We start from the raw sequence: 16,976 nt of genomic DNA, 5'->3' as shown, positions 1-16,976 counted from the left end.
GCGGCACTGCGCGGGTCCGTGCAGCCCGTGAGGCTTTACCCGTTCCTTACGATGCTCTGTATGAAGCAAACCTCCCGCCAGCTGCGGTGGGAGCGGCGGAGCCAGACCCCGCTGCTCGTGCTGGCCATCGCTTTCGCCGTCGCGTACGCCGTCCCGATCGTGGTCCCCGACGCGGACCAGCGGGTGCACCGGGCGTGCACGCTCACCGAGTGGGTGGTGTGGGGGGCGTTCGCCGCGGACTACCTGATGCGGCTGGGCCTGTCGACGGCGAAGAAGGCGTTCGTCCGGACCCACTGGCTGGACCTGGTCGCGGTGCTGCTGCCGATGCTCCAGCCGCTGCGGCTGCTGCGGCTGGTGTCCACGCTGCTGCTGGTGGGCCGGCGGGCCCGGATGGCCCCGCAGATCCGGCTGACCACGTACGTGGCGGGGGCGGTGGTCGGGCTGCTGATGTTCGGCTCGCTCGCCGTGCTGAGCGTGGAGCGGGACGCGCCCGACGGCAACATCAAGAACCTGGGCGATGCCGTGTGGTGGAGCTTCACCACCATGACGACCGTCGGGTACGGGGACCACTCCCCCACCACCGGGCTCGGCCGGGTGCTCGCGGTGGGGCTGATGCTGTCGGGGATCGCCCTGCTCGGTGTGGTCACCGCCAACATCGCGGCCTGGTTCATCTCCCGCTTCGAGCGCGACGACCGGGTGGAGCGGGCGCAGACCGCCGCGATCTCCGAACTGGCCGCGGAGGTACGGGCGCTGCGCGCCGAGATCGGCCGCCTCGGCGGAGCGGCCGCCCCGGGCGCGGGGACCATTCCGGGCACGGGGGCCGCTCCGGGCGGGGGGGCCGCTCCGGGCACGGGGGCCGACGTACCGGCCCATGTGCCCGAAGCGGCCCCGGCGGCGGGCGGCTAGCGTTCCCACACCTTGAAGGCCCGGACGAGGTAGAGCGATTGGGGCAGCTGGACCCCGTCGCCCGGGTAGGTCTGGAACTCGCCGGTCTCGGCGCACTCGGCCGACTGGTAGGTGGTCACCGGCCGTCCGGTGCGGTTGACCAGCGACTGGGCGCTGGTCCCGGCGGGCAGTGCCGTGCAGCTGTTGATGTCCATGGTGCTCAGCTCGTGGGCATGGCGGGTGCCCTTGAAGTCCGGCTTCGCCCACAGGCACAGCTGCCCTGTGGCGCAGGCGGGGGCCTTGCCCGGCGGCGGGCCGGCGGCGTGTGCGGTGCCTGCCGTGCTCGGGACGAACGCGGCGAGGGCCAGGAAGGCCGCGGCGAGGACGGTGGTGGACCGTGCGGGTGAACTCGTACGCATGACAGGTCAACTCCTTGTGGACCAGGGCTCCCCGGACCGGTTCCGGGGCGCCTCGGACCCCACGCTGACCTGCGAGGACGGCCGGGCGGAAGGGGCGGTGGGCGGGTCCACCCTGATAGGCGACGGCCCCGCCGCAGCCGTCCCGCGGGGCTCTCGTGCGCACCTGGTTGACGCCGGTGCGGTGAGCTGCGGCGTGCGGGAGGGCTCTGGCTGCTGCCGGTTGTCCCCGATCGGACTGCCGGCCGGGACGGCGGTGGGGGCCACGGCCCTCACCAACGGGTTAACGGGACAGTGGCCGCCGGGTCCGTCACGGGTAACCTGACCGCTCACTCGGCGTCGGATTCGCCATGCGCAGCATGCGGGAAGGACACCTCCGGTGATGACCGACGAGCGGCCGGTCCCGGCGCCCGGGCTGCGCGAACGCAAGAAGCGGCGCACCCGGGACGCGCTGCTGCGCGCCGCCCTCCTCCTCTTCGTCGCGCAGGGGTACGAGCGCACCACCGTCGACGAGATCACGGAGGTCGTGGAGGTCTCCCAGCGGACCTTCTTCCGGTACTTCGCCAACAAGGAGGAGGCGGCCTTCGCCGTCCAGGACCTGGTCGAGTCGCACTTCGTCGCCGCGCTGCGCTCCCGGCCGCCCGCCGAGGGCCCCCTCGAGGCGCTGCGGGGCGCCGTGCTCGGCGCCTGGGACACCCTCGACGAGGCGCTCTGCGGTGTGGTCCCGGTCGACCTCTACATGCGGACGTACCGGCTCATCGAGTCGACCCCGGCGCTGCTCGCCGTGCACCTGCGCCGCTCGACCGGGCTGGAGGAGCGCATCGCCCGGCTGATCGCCGAGCGCGAGGGTCTGGACGTGGACGCCGACCCGCGGCCCCGGCTGGCGGTCGCCGCGTTCTACGGAGTGATGAGGGTCACCGGCCGCCTGTGGGGGCGGGGAGAGGACGCCAGCGTGGCCTCGATCCGGCGGATGACCGAGGCCTGCCTTGACCAGATCGGCCCGGCGCTCGCCGCCGACTGGCGCTGAACCTCCGTAGGGGGTCCCACGGTCGGCCGTGAACCCGGTCACCCTGGGCGCCGTGCCCGGATCCGGTCTCCTACGCTGGTCCCAGTGAACCTGCCCGGCCTCGCCCACTCCACCGCCTTCGGCGCCGACCCGCGCCCCGCCGCCCTGCGCACCCTGCTCGCGCTCGCGGTGGTCTTCATCATGCTGGCGACCACCGGCTGGACCGCCGTGCACCGGCCCGACGCGGGGACCTCCCTGCGCGCCGCCGCCCTCGCCTCCTGGTCCACGGCCCGCATCGACGGCCGGCCGGTGCCGCCCGCCGACGCCCCCGTACGGACGGTCGCCCGGTTCTTCGCCGAGCTCGACGGCTCCCAGCGGGCCCGGCTCGCCGAGGGGTACCCCCTGGTCGTCGGCAACCTCGACGGGGCGCCCGCCGCGCTGCGCTACCGGGCCAACCTGCGCGGCCTGGAGCAGGCCGCGCGCGTGGACGAGGCCCGCAGCCGGGACGTCAGCCTGACCCCGGCCGACCGCGCCACGGCCGGCCGGCGCTCCCACCGCTTCGCCTCGCTGGCCGAGCCGGGCCGGCAGATCCTCGCCTTCGACCCCACCGGCGGCGGCCGCGTCGCAGAGGTGTTCGGCGACCTCGACCGGGCCGGCCGGATCTCGGTGGTCGTCCCCGGAGTGGACACCGACGTGCTCACCTTCGAGCGCACGCAGCGCCGTCTCACCGCGCCCGTCGGCATGGCGCAGTCGCTGTACGAGGCCCAGCGCGCGGCGGCTCCCGACAGCCGGACCGCGGTCATCGCCTGGGCCGGCTACACCGCGCCCACCGGGGTCGGCATGGACGCGGCGACCGGCCGGATGGCGGTGGACGGGGCCGTACGGCTGGAGTCGCTGGCCGCTGCGCTGCCCGGCGACGCGAGCGTGGCGCTGTTCTGCCACAGCTACGGCTCGGTGGTGTGCGGGGTCGCCGCGCGCGCCCTGCCGGAGCGGGTGACGGACGTGGTGGTGGCGGGCAGTCCCGGGATGCGCGCGGGCTCGGTGGCCGAACTGCACACGTCGGCGCGGGTGTGGGCGACGCGGGACGCCGGGGACTGGATCGCGGACGTACCGCACCTGGAGGTCGGCGGGGTCGGCCACGGGGCGGACCCGGTGTCGCCGGACTTCGGATCGCGGCTGCTGTCGTCGGCCGGGGCGAAGCTCCACACCGGCTATTTCGAGCCAGGTACCGGATCCCTGGACAACTTCGCCAAAATCGGAACCGGTGCGTTCGCTTCCGTTGTGTGCGCGACCGGCGACGATGCGTGCCGCCGCGGAATTTCCGGGACAGACGGGGACTGACACGTGTAGAGCCTCGGAAAACGGGCTCTGCATCGAGGGGGACGCACGGGGGTACGTCCCCTTACGATGTGCCGCATGGGTGACGTACTGGCCGGAAACCATGCCGTCTGGGAGTTCGACTCGGACTCGGTGCTCATCCGCTTCGCACGGGGGATAAGAACGCCGAGGACTCCGAGACTCCTTCATGCCCTCGGGGCGCGGCGGATCCCCTTCGAGGCGTTGTCGGGGGTGACCGTGAACACGACCGGGTCCGGGGGGAAACGGGACGCGGTGGTCCTGCACGCCGTGCCGCGGACGGGCGCGGATCCGCTGATGGAGGCCGCCGCGGGGCAGTTGCGGGCGGTCTGCGACCCGTACCGGCTGGTACTGCCGGCGGACCGGGCCGCGCAGGCGGCCGAGTTCGCGGACGCCGTACGGGCCCGGCTGGGGCCGGATGCGGCCGATCCGGCGGAACGTTTCCTTGTCCCGGTGCCGCAGCCGCCGCTGCAGCTGAAGGCGTACGACGCGCGGCTGGGCTTCGACGGCTCGGCCGTCACGTTCCACTGGTCGCGCACCGGCGCCACGAGCACCAAGTGGAAGGCGGGCGACCAGCGTTACCCGCTGTCCGCGCTGACCGGCGTCGAGTGGAGCTCGCCGGAGAAGCCGGGCGGCCACCTGCGGCTGGTCCTGCGGGACAGCACCGCGGACCCGAGGCCCGACCACGACCTGGCGGCCGCGGTGTTCGGCGTCGGGTACGGGGCGGTGCACGAGTCGCTGCCGTTCGCGGCGGCCGTCCTCGCCGCCCTGCGCGGCCGCACCCCGGTGGCCTCGGTCCCGGCGGCCCGCACGGACGAACGCCTGCACCACCTGGGCGAGCTGTACAGCGCGGGCCTGCTGACGGACGCGGAGTACGCGGCCCTGCGCGACCGCTTCGCCGCCGACGCCTGACCTCCGCCGGGCCACCGCGCCGGTTGCCCCGGCGCGGGGACCCGGCGCGGTCGACACCCCCTAGGCCTCGCGGGCCGCCGAGGTCGAGCTCATGTCCGGGTAGCGGTCGCCCGCGACCTGGGCGGCGATCGGCTCCAGCAGGGCCAGCTCCGCCTGCGTCAGGGTGATCCGGGTCGCCGCGGTGTTCTCCGCGAGGCGGCCCGGCTTGCGGGTGCCGGGGATCGGGACCACCGTCAGCCCGTGCACCTGCGCCTGCTGGTGCACCCAGGCCAGCGCGATCTGCGCCGGGGTCGCCCCGTGCGCCTGCGCGATCTGGCGCACCGGCTCCAGCAGCGCCGCATTGGCCTTGGCGTTGTCGCCGGTGAAGCGGGGCTGGGAGGCCCGGAAGTCGCCGGCCGACAGCTCCGCCGCGTCCGCGAACGCCCCGGTCAGGAAGCCGCGCCCGAGCGGCGAGTACGGCACGAAGGCCACGCCCAGCTCCGCCGCCGCACCCACCGCGCTGCGCTCCACGTCCCGGCTGAACAGCGACCACTCCGACTGGAGCGCCGCGATCGGGTGCACGGCGTACGCCTCGCGCAGCTCGGCGCCGGTGACCTCGCTGAGCCCCAGGTGGCGCACCTTCCCCTCCTGCACCAGCTCGGCCATCGCGCCCACCGACTCGGCGAACGGCACGGCCGGGTCGCGCCGGTGCATGTAGTAGAGGTCGATCACCTCGGTCCCCAGCCGCCGCAGGCTGTCCTCCACGGCCCGGCGGATGTACGCGCGGTCGTTGCGGATGCCGCGGTACTGCGGGTCGTCGGTGCGCTCGATGGCGAACTTGGTGGCGAGGGTGATCCCGTCCCGGTGCGCGGCCACGAACGGCGCGAGGAACTCCTCGTTGCGGCCGCGGCCGTAGACGTCCGCGGTGTCGAAGAGGGTGACCCCGGCGGCCAGGGCCGCGTCCAGGGTCTCGCGGGCCGCCGTCTCGTCGGTGTCCCCGTAGAACTCGCTCATGCCCATGCAGCCGAGGCCCTGGACACCGACCCGCGGGCCGCCCTTGCCGAGTTCGACCTGCTCGATGGTGTGGTTCTGCGTCATTGCTCGTTCGCCTTCCCCGCGGTCGTGACCGTGCCTGCGGCCGTGGAATACATGCCGATCTTGAAGTCCAGTACGGCGAGCGCGTCGGTCAGTTCCGTGATGCGCGTGCGCACCTCGCGCCGCGTCTGCTCCAGCAGTTCGCGGCGCCGGTCGACGGTGTGCTCGCCCTCGCGCACGAGTTCCGCGTAGCGGACCATGTCGGCCACCGACATCCCGGTGGCGCGCAGCTTGCCCACGAAGGCCAGCCAGTGGAGGTCCTTGTCGGTGAACCGGCGCTGTCCCGAGTGGGAGCGGTCCACGTGCGGCATCAGGCCGATCCGCTCGTACCAGCGCAGGGTGTGCTGGGTCAGACCGGTCCGGGCCTCTACCTCGCTGATCGTGTACCGCGTCTGCGTCAGGCTCATGGCGACCACGCTAAAACCTTGGAGTGCACTCCAAGCAAGTAGGCTCGGCCGCATGGAGAGCGTGGAAACCCTGCAGAGTCTGCGGATCATCGAGAACTGGCCGGTTCCGACCGCCGCGGCGGCCGTCGTACGCGCCGACGGGAGCCTGGCCGGCGCGCACGGGCCCGTCGACCACCGCTTCGCGCTGGCCTCGGTGACCAAGCCGCTCGCCGCGTACGCCGCACTCGTCGCGTACGAGGAGGGGGCGATCGAGCTGGACGAGCCGGCCGGGCCCGAGGGCTCGACGGTCCGTCACCTGCTCGCGCACACCAGCGGGCTGGCCTTCGACGAGCACCGCGCGATGGCCGCGCCCGGCACGCGCCGGCTGTACTCGAACGCCGGTTTCGAGGTGCTCGGCGACCACATCACCAAGGCCACCGGCATCCCCTTCGCGGAGTACGTGCACCAGGCGGTGTTCGAGCCGCTCGGCATGGCGTCGACGACGCTGGAGGGCTCGCCCGCCAAGGACGGCGTCTCGACCGTCTCCGACCTGGTCCGCTTCGCCGCTGAGCTCCAGGCGCCCCGGCTGCTCGACGTCCGTACGGTCGCCGAGGCCACCTCCGTGGTCCACCCGGGCCTCAAGGGCGTGCTCCCGGGGTACGGGATCCAGTCCCCCAACGACTGGGGGCTCGGCCTGGAGATCCGGGACGGCAAGGCCCCGCACTGGACGGGCGCCTCGTCCTCGCCGCGCACGTTCGGCCACTTCGGGCAGGCCGGCACCTTCCTGTGGGTGGACCCCGACGCGCGCGCCGCGTGTGTGGCGCTGGCCGACCGCGCGTTCGGCCCGTGGGCCGTGGAGGCCTGGCCCCCGTTCACCGACACGGTCCTCGCCGAGCTCGCCGGCCGGTAGGGCAAGACGCTACGGAAGCTCCCAGATCAGCAGCTCGCCCGGGGACCCGGCGACGATCTCCAGGCCCTCTTCGCCGGTGATCCGCGCCGCGTCCCCGGGCCCGAGCTCTTCCCCGTCCAGGCGCAGGTCCCCGCGGACCACGTGCAGGTAGACCCGCTCCGCCGCCGGCACGGTGACCCGCTCGCCCGCGCCGGGCCTGCGCACGTGCAGGACGGCGCCGGCCGCGGGGACCTCGTACGGGGTGTCGTCGCAGATCCCGCGGACGAGCGTGTACGAGGGCTCCCCGCCGGAGGCGAGGGGCGCGAGCCACATCTGCACGAAGCGCAGCGACACCGCGCCGTCGTTGCGCTCGATGTGCCGGGCGCCGGTTCCGGCGCGGAGGTGCTGCACGTCGCCGGGCCGGACCAGGGTGCTCTCGCCGGTGCTGCCCTTGTGCGTGAGCTCGCCCTGGACGACCCAGGTCACGATCTCGGTGTGGCTGTGCGGGTGCTCGTCGAAGCCGGCACCCGGGGCGAGGGTCTCCTCGTTGCAGGCCAGGACCGGGCCGAAGCGCACGTTGTCCGGATCGTAGAACCGGCCGAAGGAGAAGGCGTGCAAGGTGGTGATCCCGCTGTCCGGATCCCCGCCCCCGTACCGGTCGGCCCCGCGGCGTACGTCAATCATGGGGTCACGGTAGCCCCCCGGCGGAAGGCAGCCGTGGGACCGGACTCCGCGCCGCCGTCCCGATAAGGCAGTCTTGTCCCGTGCCCCAAGCCGAACGTGAGCATTCCCCCGCGCATCCCGCTCCCGCCCATCCGCACGCCGCGACGCTGCGCCGACTGGAGAAGTCCTCCGGCCGGCTCGCCGCCAACGCGATCGCCCGTATGGACGAGACCCTGCCGTGGTACCGGGCGATGCCCCCGGAGAACCGGTCCTGGATCGGCCTGGTCGCCCAGGCCGGCATCGCCGCGTTCACGGAGTGGTTCCGGCACCCGGAGACCCCGCAGGCGATCTCGACGGACGTCTTCGGGACGGCTCCGCGCGAGCTGACCCGGGCGATCACGCTGCGCCAGACCGTGGAGATGGTCCGTACGACGATCGAGGTCATGGAGGCGGCGATCGAGGAGGTCGCGGCCCCGGGCGACGAGTCGATCCTGCGCGAGGCGCTGCTGGTGTACGCCCGGGAGATCGCGTTCGCGACGGCCCAGGTGTACGCGCAGGCCGCCGAGGCGCGGGGGGCGTGGGACGCCCGCCTGGAGTCCCTCGTCGTGAACGCGGTGCTGTCCGGCGAGGCCGACGAGGGTGCGCTGTCGCGGGCTGCGGCGCTCGGCTGGAACTCCCCCGAGCACGTGTGCGTGGTGCTGGGCACCGCTCCGGAGGGCGACAGCGAGCTGACGGTCGAGGCGATCCGGCGCGCGGCCCGGCACCACAAGCTGCAGGTCCTCACCGGTGTGCTCGGTGACCGCCTGGTCGTGATCGCGGGCGGCAGCGACAACCCGATCCAGGTGGCGAAGTCGCTGATCGGGCCGTTCGCGGCGGGTCCGGTGGTGGCCGGTCCGGTGGTTCCGGACCTGCTGAACGCCACCAAGTCGGCGCAGGCCGCGGCGGCCGGGCTGAAGGCGTGCACGGCCTGGCAGGACGCCCCTCGGCCGGTGCTCGCGGACGATCTCCTGCCCGAGCGAGCGATCGCGTCGGATCCCTCCGCCCGGGAGCAGTTGGTGGAGGAGATCTACAGACCGCTGGAAGAGGCGGGGTCGGCGCTGCTGGAGACGCTGAGCGTGTATCTGGAACAGGCGAGCAGCCTGGAAGGGGCGGCACGGATGTTGTTCGTACACCCGAACACGGTGCGCTACCGGCTCCGACGTGTGACCGACGTCACCGGCTGGTCGCCGTCCGATGTCCGCTCCGCGTTCACGCTGCGGATCGCCTTGATCCTCGGGCGTCTGGCCGACGGCGATCAGCAGTCCTAGACTTTTGTCGGACATCAACAATTACCCCGACGGTTCTTCGTCCCTGTCCCCACGGGCGGGCGAGACCATCCACAAGAGAGAGTGTGAGGGTGCTCGTACTCGTCGCTCCCGGCCAAGGCGCACAGACGCCCGGCTTCCTGACTCCCTGGCTCGACCTTCCCGGCGCCGCTGACCGCGTCGCCGAGTGGTCCGACGCCATCGGGCTCGACCTTGCCCATTACGGCACGAAGGCCGACGCGGACGAGATCCGCGACACGGCGGTGGCCCAGCCCCTGCTGGTGGCCGCCGGTCTCCTGTCCGCTTCCGCGCTCGGCGCCCGTACGGCCTTCGGCGCCGTCGCGGGCCACAGCGTCGGCGAGATCACCGCCGCCGCGTACGCCGGTGTGCTGTCCGAGGTGGACGCGCTGTCGTTCGTACGGACCCGCGGTCTGGCCATGGCCGAGGCCGCAGCCGTCACCGAGACGGGCATGGCCGCGGTGCTCGGCGGCGACCAGGACGTGGTCGTCGCGCACCTGGAGAAGCTGGGGCTGACCCCGGCCAACATCAACGGTGCCGGCCAGATCGCGGCCGCGGGCACGGTGGAGCAGATCGAGGCCCTGGTGGCCGACAAGCCCGAGGGCTCCATGAAGGTCGTCGCCCTCAAGGTCGCGGGCGCCTTCCACACGCACCACATGGCTCCTGCGGTCGCCACGCTGGAGAAGGCCGCGCAGGCCCTCACCCCGGCCGACCCGGAGCTGACGTACGTCTCGAACAAGGACGGCCACGTCGTCACCACGGGCGCCGACGTCGTCGCCCGCCTGGTCGGTCAGGTCGCGAACCCGGTCCGCTGGGACCTGTGCATGGAGCGGTTCCGCGAGCTGGGCGTCACCGGGATCATCGAGCTCAGCCCGGGTGGCACTCTGACGGGTCTGGCCAAGCGCGCGCTCAAGGGCGTGCCGAACGTGGCCCTGAAGACGCCGGACGATCTCGAGAAGGCCGCGGCCCTCGTCGCCGAGCACGCGGCCTGAGAGAAGGAGCCCACACAGCATGTCGAAGATCAAGCCTGCCAAGGGCTCCCCGTACGCCCGCATCCTCGGCGTCGGTGGCTACCGCCCGACCCGCGTGGTCTCCAACGAGGTCATCCTCGAGACGATCGACTCGTCGGACGAGTGGATCCGCTCCCGCTCCGGCATCGCGACCCGGCACTGGGCCTCGCCCCAGGAGACGGTCGCCGCGATGTCGGTGGAGGCCTCCGGCAAGGCACTGGCCGATGCGGGCGTCTCGCCGGAGCAGATCGGTGCCGTGATCGTCTCGACGGTCTCGCACTTCAAGCAGACCCCGGCCGTGGCGACCGAGATCGCGCACCGGGTCGGAGCGGTCAAGCCCGCCGCGTTCGACATCTCCGCGGGCTGCGCCGGCTTCGGGTACGGACTGACGCTCGCCAAGGGCCTCGTGGTGGAAGGTTCCGCCCAGTACGTCCTCGTCATCGGCGTGGAGCGGCTGTCGGACCTGACCGACCTGGAGGACCGCGCGACGGCCTTCCTGTTCGGCGACGGCGCCGGCGCCGTGGTCGTCGGCCCCTCGGACGAGCCGGCCATAGGCCCCACGGTGTGGGGTTCGGAGGGCGACAAGTCCGAGACCATCAAGCAGACCGTGCCGTGGGACGAATACCTCGGCAAGGACGGCGGCGAGAAGTTCCCGGCCATCACGCAGGAGGGCCAGGCGGTCTTCCGCTGGGCCGTCTTCGAGATGGCCAAGGTGGCCCAGCAGGCGCTCGACGCGGCCGGGATCACCGCGGAGGACCTGGACGTCTTCATCCCGCACCAGGCAAACATGCGGATCATCGACTCGATGGTGAAGACTCTGAAGCTGCCGGAGCACGTCACGGTCGCCCGTGACGTGGAGACCACCGGCAACACGTCGGCCGCCTCGATCCCGCTCGCTATGGAGCGGCTCCTGGCGACCGGAGCGGCGAAGAGCGGCGACACCGCGCTCGTCATCGGCTTCGGGGCGGGACTCGTCTACGCCGCGACGGTCGTTACCCTCCCCTAGGGCCCGGGATCCACATCCCGACCCTGCTTCACCCCAGTTAGCTATAGAAGGAGCGCCACATGGCCGCCACGCAGGAAGAGATCATCGAGGGTCTCGCGGAGATCGTCAACGAGATCGCCGGCATCCCCGTCGAGGACGTCGAGTCCGAGAAGTCCTTCACCGACGACCTGGACGTCGACTCGCTCTCCATGGTCGAGGTCGTCGTCGCCGCCGAAGAGCGCTTCGACGTCAAGATCCCGGACGAGGACGTCAAGAACCTCAAGACGGTCGGCGACGCCGCGGACTACATCCTGAAGCACCAGGCCTGAGCCTGACGAGCGTTTGTCGCCACCCGGCGGTGGCGCCGTGACAATTCAGCACCCCCTGAGACGTGGAGAAAGAATTCCTGTGAGCCCGACCAATCGCACCGTGGTCGTCACCGGTATCGGCGCAACCACTCCGCTGGGTGGCGACAGCGCTTCGACCTGGGAAGGTCTGCTCGCCGGTCGTTCCGGCGTCAAGCCCCTCGAGGGCGAGCGCTTCGCCGAACTCCCGGTCCGTATCGCCGCCCCGGTCGCCGTGGACCCGAGCGAGGTCCTGCCGCGCCCGCTGGCCCGCAAGCTGGACCGGTCGGCCCAGTTCGCCGTCATCGCCGCCCGTGAGGCCTGGGCGGATGCCGGCTACACCGCCCCGGCGGGCGAGGACGCGGCCATCGCGCCCGAGCGCCTGGGCACCGTGATCGCCTCCGGTATCGGCGGCGTCACCACCCTGCTCGACCAGTACGACGTACTGAAGGAAAAGGGTGTGCGCCGGGTCTCCCCGCACACCGTCCCCATGCTCATGCCGAACGGCCCGTCGGCCAACGTCGGCCTGGAGGTCAACGCCCAGGCGGGCGTGCACACTCCGGTCAGCGCGTGCGCCTCGGGCGCCGAGGCCATCGGCTACGCCGTCGAGATGATCCGTACCGGCCGCGCCGACGTGGTCGTCGCGGGCGGCACCGAGGCGGCGATCCACCCGCTGCCGATCGCCGCGTTCGCCAACATGATGGCGATGTCCAAGAACAACGAGAACCCCCAGCAGGCCTCCCGCCCGTACGACAAGGCCCGCGACGGCTTCGTCCTCGGCGAGGGCGCGGGCGTCGTCGTCCTGGAGTCCGCCGAGCACGCCGCCGCGCGCGGCGCCCGGGTCTACTGCGAGGTGCTGGGCCAGGGCCTGTCCGCGGACAGCCACCACATCGCGCAGCCGGAGCCGACCGGCCGCGGTGTCGCGGCCGCGGTGCAGAACCTGCTCGACAACACGGGTCTCGACCCGGCCGAGCTGGTCCACGTCAACGCGCACGCCACGTCCACCCCGCAGGGTGACACGGCCGAGCTGAAGGCCCTGCGCAAGGTCCTGGGCGACGACCTCGACCACATCGCGATCTCCGCGACCAAGTCGATGACCGGTCACCTGCTGGGCGGCGCCGGCGGTATCGAGACCGTCGCGACCGTGCTCGCGCTGTACCACCGGATCGCCCCGGCGACCATCAACGTCGACGAGCTCGACGAGGGCATCGACGCGGACATCGTCGTGGGCGAGCCGCGCAAGCTGCCGGCCGACGGCCCGATCTCCGCGATCAACAACTCGTTCGGCTTCGGCGGCCACAACGTGACGCTCGCGTTCCGTACTGTTTAGACGGTTGCGGTGTTCGTCGTTTCGAACACCGCAACCGCCGCAGCGCCATGACGAAGGCCCACCCGGGATCCCGGGTGGGCCTTCGTCGTATCCGTCAGACACCCCCTAGACCACCTGGTGGAGCCAGCGGACCGGGGCGCCCTCGCCCGCGTAGCGGAAGGGCTCCAGCTCGTCGTCCCAGGGCTTGCCGAGCAGTTTGGCGATCTCCGCTTCCAGGTCGGTCTCGCCGCGCGCGGACCGGGCGAGGGCGGCGCGCAGCCGGTCCTCGGGGATCAGGATGTCGCCGTGCATGCCGGTGACGGCGTGGAAGATGCCGAGCTCCGGGGTGGAGCTGTAGCGCTCGCCCTCGGCGGTCGGGCAGGGTTCCGCGGTCACCTCGAAGCGCAGCAGGTGCCAGCCGCGCAGCGCGGAGGCGAGCTTCGACGCGGTGCCCGCTTCGGCCTGCCAGGAGAACTCGGCTCTCCAGGTGCCGGGGGAGGCGGGCTGCCTGATCCAGTCGAGGTTCACCCGCACCCCGAGCACGCCCGCAACAGCCCATTCCACGTGCGGGCAGAGCGCGCGCGGTGCGGAATGCACGTACAGAACTCCACGTGTCGTCACCGGGACCTCCAGTGTGGGACGAGGTCGGGAATAAACTCCAGAAAACGGACAGTTTGTGACGTGATGTAATGTAACGGAAATTATTTGACAATGCGCCACGGGACCTGCGGCCGAAACGCCACGGGAAAAAGCTACCGTGCGCCAGGGGTCATGGTGTGACGTACGGTCGGTCCGAGGCCGCCAAACCCAGAGCATTCACTCAGCAGGACGCCCCCGGAGGACGAGGGGCGACGAGAAGGGGACCACCCGATGTGCACCACCGCCCTGCGCCGCCGCGCGCGCCGGACTCTCGCGGGCGCGGGCACGGCGACGGTCCTCCTGGCCGCGGCGCTGACCGGGTGTCAGTCGGGCGGGTCGGCCACGGAGGGTGAGCGGGGAGCGCAGGCCGGTCCGCGCTGGAACACCGCGCCCGCATCGATCGCCGCCGTCGGCGACTCCATCACCAGGGGTTTCGACGCCTGTTCGGTGCTGGCTGACTGCCCGGAGGTCTCCTGGGCCACCGGCAACGACCCCGCCGTCCGCTCCCTCGCCGCCCGGCTGCTCGGGGAGGCCGAGGTGCCGGCGCGCAGCTGGAACTACGCGGTGACGGGCTCGCGGATGGCGGATCTGGCAGGTCAGCTGGCCTCGGCCGCGGAGCACAAGCCCGACCTGGTCACGGTGATGGTGGGCTCCAACGACGCCTGCCGCCCGACGGCTTCGTCGATGACGCCGGTGGCGGAGTTCCGGGCCGGTTTCGAGAAGGCCCTCGCCGGCCTGCGCGCGGCCTCCCCCGCCTCCCAGGTGTACGTCTCCAGCGTGCCGGACCTCCAGCGGCTGTGGGAGCAGGGCAAGGACGCCCCGATGGTGCGGCAGATCTGGAAGCTGGGGATCTGTCAGTCGATGCTCGCGGACCCGCTGTCGGTGGCCACCGGGGCGACGGCCCGGCGCGAGCAGGTGCGGGCGCGGGTGGTCGAGTACAACGAGGTGCTCCGCGAGGTCTGCAAGAAGGACGCCCTGTGCCGCTACGACGGCGGCGCGGTGTTCCAGTACCCCTTTGCCGCGGAGCAGTTGAGCCACTGGGACTGGTTCCACCCGGGCAAGGACGGCCAGGCGCGGCTCGCGGAGCTGGCGCACCGCCAGGTGACGGCGGCCGAGCCGCCGCGCTGACGGAACGACAGGGTCGGGGCCGGGGACCGGAGGCGGGTGTCAGGGCCCGCCTCCGGCCCGGTTCATGGGTGTTTTCCGGCCAACCCGGACCTTTAGATCTCCAGGGTCGCCGTCAGCCGCGTGTCGCCGTGCGCGTGGCTTGCGCGGACCTCGTACGCGCCGCCGATCCGCTGCCAGCCGCGGGTCTCCTCGTCCCAGATCTCGAAGGCCCGGGCGGGCAGGGCGATCTCGGCCTCGACGCTCTCCCCGGGGCCCGCCTCGACGCCCGCGAAGGCGGCCAGCCAGCTCGCCGGACGCTCCACGGCCCTGCTTGGCTCGCGGTCGGACGCCGTGTCGACGGGAGCGACGTAGAGCTGGACGACCTCACGGCCGGGCCGGGTGCCGGTGTTGGTGACGCGGACCCGGGCCGTACTGCCGGTGACCTCGAGGGACTCGTACGCCCAGTCGGTGTAGCCGAGGCCGTGCCCGAACGGGAAGGCGGGGGCGATGCCCTGGGCCTCGTACGCCCGGTAGCCGATGAAGAGCCCCTCGCGATACTCCAGCCGGCCGTCGGTCGGGACGACCTCGGTGACGGGCGCGTCGGCGAACCGCTCGGGCCAGGTGGTGGGCAGCCGCCCGCCCGGCTCCGCGTCCCCGAGGAGTACGTCGGCCAGCGCGGCCCCGCCCTCCTGGCCGGGGAACCAGGTCAGGAGCACGGCGGCCACCTCGTCCCGCCACGGCAGTTCCACCGGGGACCCGGCGTTGACGACGACCACGGTGTTCCGATTGGCGGCGGCGACGGCGCGCACGAGGTCGTCCTGGCGGCCCGGCAGGGCGAGGTCCCGCCGGTCGAAGCCCTCGGACTCCACGCGCTCGGTGGTGGCGACGACCACGACGGCGGTGTCGGCGGCGCGGGCGGCGGCCACGGCCTCGGCGATCAGCTCGTCGGCGTCGCGCCGCGGGCCGAGGTGGAGCAGCGAGAACATGATCGCCTTGAGCGGCAGCGTGGTCGTGTCGGGGACCTGGAAGGTCAGCGAGACCTCGACGGCCTCGCCCTCGGTGAGATCGACGCGGGCGCGCTCGCTGGGGGCGCCGAAGAAGGCCTCGAACGGGTCGGCCTCGTCGCCCATCGCCTGGACGCCCTCCCACCGGGTCTCGCCTCCGACGGCGAGGGTGAAGGCGCCGAGTCCGCGGGTGCCGAAGGTGTGCTCGCCGCTCTCGCGCGGCACGAACGTACCGGTGACCTCGATGCTGGCCATGGTCTCGTACGTGGCGCCCGCGGGCAGGTCCTCGCCGATCCACTGGACCTGGCCGGTCGGCAGGCTGCCCTCGCCGAGGACGGCGCCGGAGGCGTCGCGGCAGATCGCGCGGAGCTCGAAGCCCTGGTCGGCGGGGGCGGCTTCCTCGCTGGGGTCGGCGCCGACGGCGAAGGTCAGGGCCCCTTCCGGGAGGGCGGCGCTCAGCCCGTCGAGCGGCGAGACGATCCGCTCGGGGAAGACGGTGGCCGAACCGCCGCCGAGGACGCGGGCGTCGCGGGCGGCGGCCCCGATCAGGGCGACCGTGCGGCCGGGGGCGGCGTCCAGCGGCAGGGCACGCTTCGCGCCGGAGACGGTCTCGTTGCGGACGAGGACGAAGCCGCGGGCGGCTATCTCCCGGGCCAGCCCCTGGCCGTCGATGGCGGCCGGGGTCTCGGCGACGGCGGCGGGGGCGCCCGCCAGGATCCCGACGCGGGCGGCGAGGCGCAGTACGTTGCGCACGGCCTCGTCCACGGCGGACTCGGGGACCTCGCCGACCCGGACGGCCTCGGCGAGGGCCGGTCCGTAGACGGTCTGCGGGCCGGGCATGGCCACGTCGAGGCCGCCGAGGATGTCGCCGGTGGTGGAGCGGGCGGCCATCCAGTCAGAGACGTTGTACCCGTCGAAGCCCCATTCGCCGCGCAGGACTTCGTTCACGAGGTGGCGGTGCTCGGTCATCGTCGTGCCGTTGACCTGGTTGTACGCCGTCATGATGCCCCAGGGGTGGGCGTTCGCGACGATGGCCTCGAAGGGAGCCAGGTACAGCTCGCGCAGCGGGCGCGGGGCGATGACGCTGTCCACGGTGAACCGCTCGGTCTCGGCGTCGTTGCCGACGAAGTGCTTGACGGTGGTGCCGACGCCGCCGTCCTGGACGCCGTTCACGTAGCCGGTGCCGATGGCGCCGGTGAGGTACGGGTCCTCGGAGTAGCACTCGAAGTGCCGGCCGCCGAGCGGGGAGCGGTGGAGGTTGACGGTGGGGGCGAGGAGGACGTGGACGCCCTTGCGGCGGGCCTCCTGGGCGAGGAGGCGGCCGGCGCGGCGGGCGAGCGCGGGGTCCCAGGCGGCGGCGAGCGCGGTCGGGGAGGGCAGGGCGATCGAGGGGTCGTCGGCGGTCCAGCGCACGCCGCGGACGCCGATGGGGCCGTCGGACATGACGAGGGACTCGAGCCCGATCCCGGGGACGGCGGGCAGGGACCACATGTCCTGGCCGGCCAGGAGCCGGGCCTTGGTGTCGAGGTCGAGTTTGCCGAGCGCCGCCTCGACGGCGTCGTTGCGGACCTGATCGGCATCGGTCACGGCCGTGCCTCCTCGTTGAGTGCGTGCGGGTGCGTGCGTGCGGGTGCGTGCGTTGCGTGAGTGCGGGTGCATGCGGCGGGGT

General features: G+C 72.8%; 17 protein-coding genes. 11 read left to right on the top strand and 6 right to left on the bottom strand.

Annotated features, from left to right (window positions below):
• Positions 1–60: 60 nt before the first annotated feature.
• A complete protein-coding gene (locus AB5J51_RS26795; protein WP_369778815.1) occupies positions 61–906 on the top strand; it encodes a potassium channel family protein in 846 nt (281 codons plus the stop codon).
• On the opposite strand, the gene AB5J51_RS26790 is transcribed toward AB5J51_RS26795, so the two are convergent.
• Entirely contained in the window at positions 903–1,304 is a 402-nt protein-coding gene (locus tag AB5J51_RS26790) for a peptidase inhibitor family I36 protein (RefSeq protein WP_053785285.1), read from the bottom strand. The genes AB5J51_RS26795 and AB5J51_RS26790 overlap by 4 nt on opposite strands.
• A gap of 379 nt (positions 1,305–1,683) precedes the next feature.
• Between AB5J51_RS26790 and AB5J51_RS26785 the strand changes: the two genes are divergently transcribed.
• From AB5J51_RS26785 to AB5J51_RS26775, 3 genes are all read left to right on the top strand, one after another.
• Positions 1,684–2,328 carry a TetR family transcriptional regulator gene (locus AB5J51_RS26785; protein ID WP_053785286.1) on the top strand — a complete coding sequence of 215 codons (645 nt, stop codon included), beginning with the start codon at positions 1,684–1,686 and terminating at the stop codon, positions 2,326–2,328.
• Between the two features lie 168 nt (positions 2,329–2,496).
• Positions 2,497–3,648 carry an alpha/beta hydrolase gene (locus AB5J51_RS26780; RefSeq protein WP_053785371.1) on the top strand — a complete coding sequence of 384 codons (1,152 nt, stop codon included), beginning with the start codon at positions 2,497–2,499 and terminating at the stop codon, positions 3,646–3,648.
• A gap of 66 nt (positions 3,649–3,714) precedes the next feature.
• On the top strand, positions 3,715–4,575 hold the full coding sequence (locus AB5J51_RS26775; RefSeq protein WP_053785287.1) for a DUF4429 domain-containing protein: 861 nt from the start codon (positions 3,715–3,717) through the stop codon (positions 4,573–4,575).
• A 60-nt stretch (positions 4,576–4,635) separates the two neighbouring features.
• On the opposite strand, the gene AB5J51_RS26770 is transcribed toward AB5J51_RS26775, so the two are convergent.
• Together AB5J51_RS26770 and AB5J51_RS26765 are read right to left on the bottom strand one after the other, a co-directional pair.
• Positions 4,636–5,652, bottom strand: a complete 1,017-nt coding sequence (locus AB5J51_RS26770) for an aldo/keto reductase (protein ID WP_133898142.1) — start codon at positions 5,650–5,652, stop codon at positions 4,636–4,638.
• Complete coding sequence (locus tag AB5J51_RS26765) at positions 5,649–6,056, bottom strand: MerR family transcriptional regulator (RefSeq protein WP_234381927.1); 408 nt, start codon at positions 6,054–6,056, stop codon at positions 5,649–5,651. Before AB5J51_RS26765 ends, AB5J51_RS26770 begins: the two co-directional genes overlap by 4 nt.
• A gap of 70 nt (positions 6,057–6,126) precedes the next feature.
• On the opposite strand from AB5J51_RS26765, the gene AB5J51_RS26760 reads away from it, so the two are divergent.
• A complete protein-coding gene (locus AB5J51_RS26760) occupies positions 6,127–6,945 on the top strand; it encodes a serine hydrolase domain-containing protein (RefSeq protein WP_369780320.1) in 819 nt (272 codons plus the stop codon).
• A 9-nt stretch (positions 6,946–6,954) separates the two neighbouring features.
• On the opposite strand, the gene AB5J51_RS26755 is transcribed toward AB5J51_RS26760, so the two are convergent.
• Positions 6,955–7,608, bottom strand: coding sequence for a pirin family protein (locus tag AB5J51_RS26755; protein WP_369778814.1), 654 nt, complete (start codon positions 7,606–7,608; stop codon positions 6,955–6,957).
• 80 nt (positions 7,609–7,688) lie between these two features.
• On the opposite strand from AB5J51_RS26755, the gene AB5J51_RS26750 reads away from it, so the two are divergent.
• From AB5J51_RS26750 to fabF, 5 genes are all read left to right on the top strand, one after another.
• Positions 7,689–8,894 (top strand): CdaR family transcriptional regulator, encoded by a 1,206-nt coding sequence (locus AB5J51_RS26750; protein ID WP_030291420.1) that lies wholly within the window; start codon positions 7,689–7,691, stop codon positions 8,892–8,894.
• Positions 8,895–8,983: 89 nt separating this feature from the next.
• Positions 8,984–9,901 carry an ACP S-malonyltransferase gene (locus tag AB5J51_RS26745; protein WP_053785291.1) on the top strand — a complete coding sequence of 306 codons (918 nt, stop codon included), beginning with the start codon at positions 8,984–8,986 and terminating at the stop codon, positions 9,899–9,901.
• 19 nt (positions 9,902–9,920) lie between these two features.
• Positions 9,921–10,925 (top strand): ketoacyl-ACP synthase III, encoded by a 1,005-nt coding sequence (locus tag AB5J51_RS26740; RefSeq protein WP_053785292.1) that lies wholly within the window; start codon positions 9,921–9,923, stop codon positions 10,923–10,925.
• A 59-nt stretch (positions 10,926–10,984) separates the two neighbouring features.
• A complete protein-coding gene (locus tag AB5J51_RS26735; RefSeq protein ID WP_030291417.1) occupies positions 10,985–11,233 on the top strand; it encodes an acyl carrier protein in 249 nt (82 codons plus the stop codon).
• 79 nt (positions 11,234–11,312) lie between these two features.
• Positions 11,313–12,578: a beta-ketoacyl-ACP synthase II gene (gene fabF / locus AB5J51_RS26730; protein ID WP_053785293.1), complete on the top strand. Its 1,266-nt coding sequence runs from the start codon at positions 11,313–11,315 to the stop codon at positions 12,576–12,578.
• 105 nt (positions 12,579–12,683) lie between these two features.
• Here the strand turns inward: fabF and AB5J51_RS26725 are convergent, their stop codons facing one another.
• Positions 12,684–13,178, bottom strand: a complete 495-nt coding sequence (locus AB5J51_RS26725) for a DUF3145 domain-containing protein (protein WP_030160508.1) — start codon at positions 13,176–13,178, stop codon at positions 12,684–12,686.
• 249 nt (positions 13,179–13,427) lie between these two features.
• Between AB5J51_RS26725 and AB5J51_RS26720 the strand changes: the two genes are divergently transcribed.
• Entirely contained in the window at positions 13,428–14,324 is an 897-nt protein-coding gene (locus AB5J51_RS26720) for an SGNH/GDSL hydrolase family protein (RefSeq protein ID WP_053785294.1), read from the top strand.
• A 92-nt stretch (positions 14,325–14,416) separates the two neighbouring features.
• Here AB5J51_RS26720 and AB5J51_RS26715 read toward each other — a convergent pair whose 3' ends face one another.
• Positions 14,417–16,966: a beta-glucosidase gene (locus AB5J51_RS26715; protein WP_369778813.1), complete on the bottom strand. Its 2,550-nt coding sequence runs from the start codon at positions 16,964–16,966 to the stop codon at positions 14,417–14,419.
• Positions 16,967–16,976: the final 10 nt, after the last annotated feature.

This window comes from Streptomyces sp. R33 (assembly GCF_041200175.1).
GTDB lineage: Bacteria > Actinomycetota > Actinomycetes > Streptomycetales > Streptomycetaceae > Streptomyces > Streptomyces katrae_B.
Note: the sequence above shows the minus strand (reverse complement) of the source record. Positions and strands in the feature narration are given on the sequence as shown.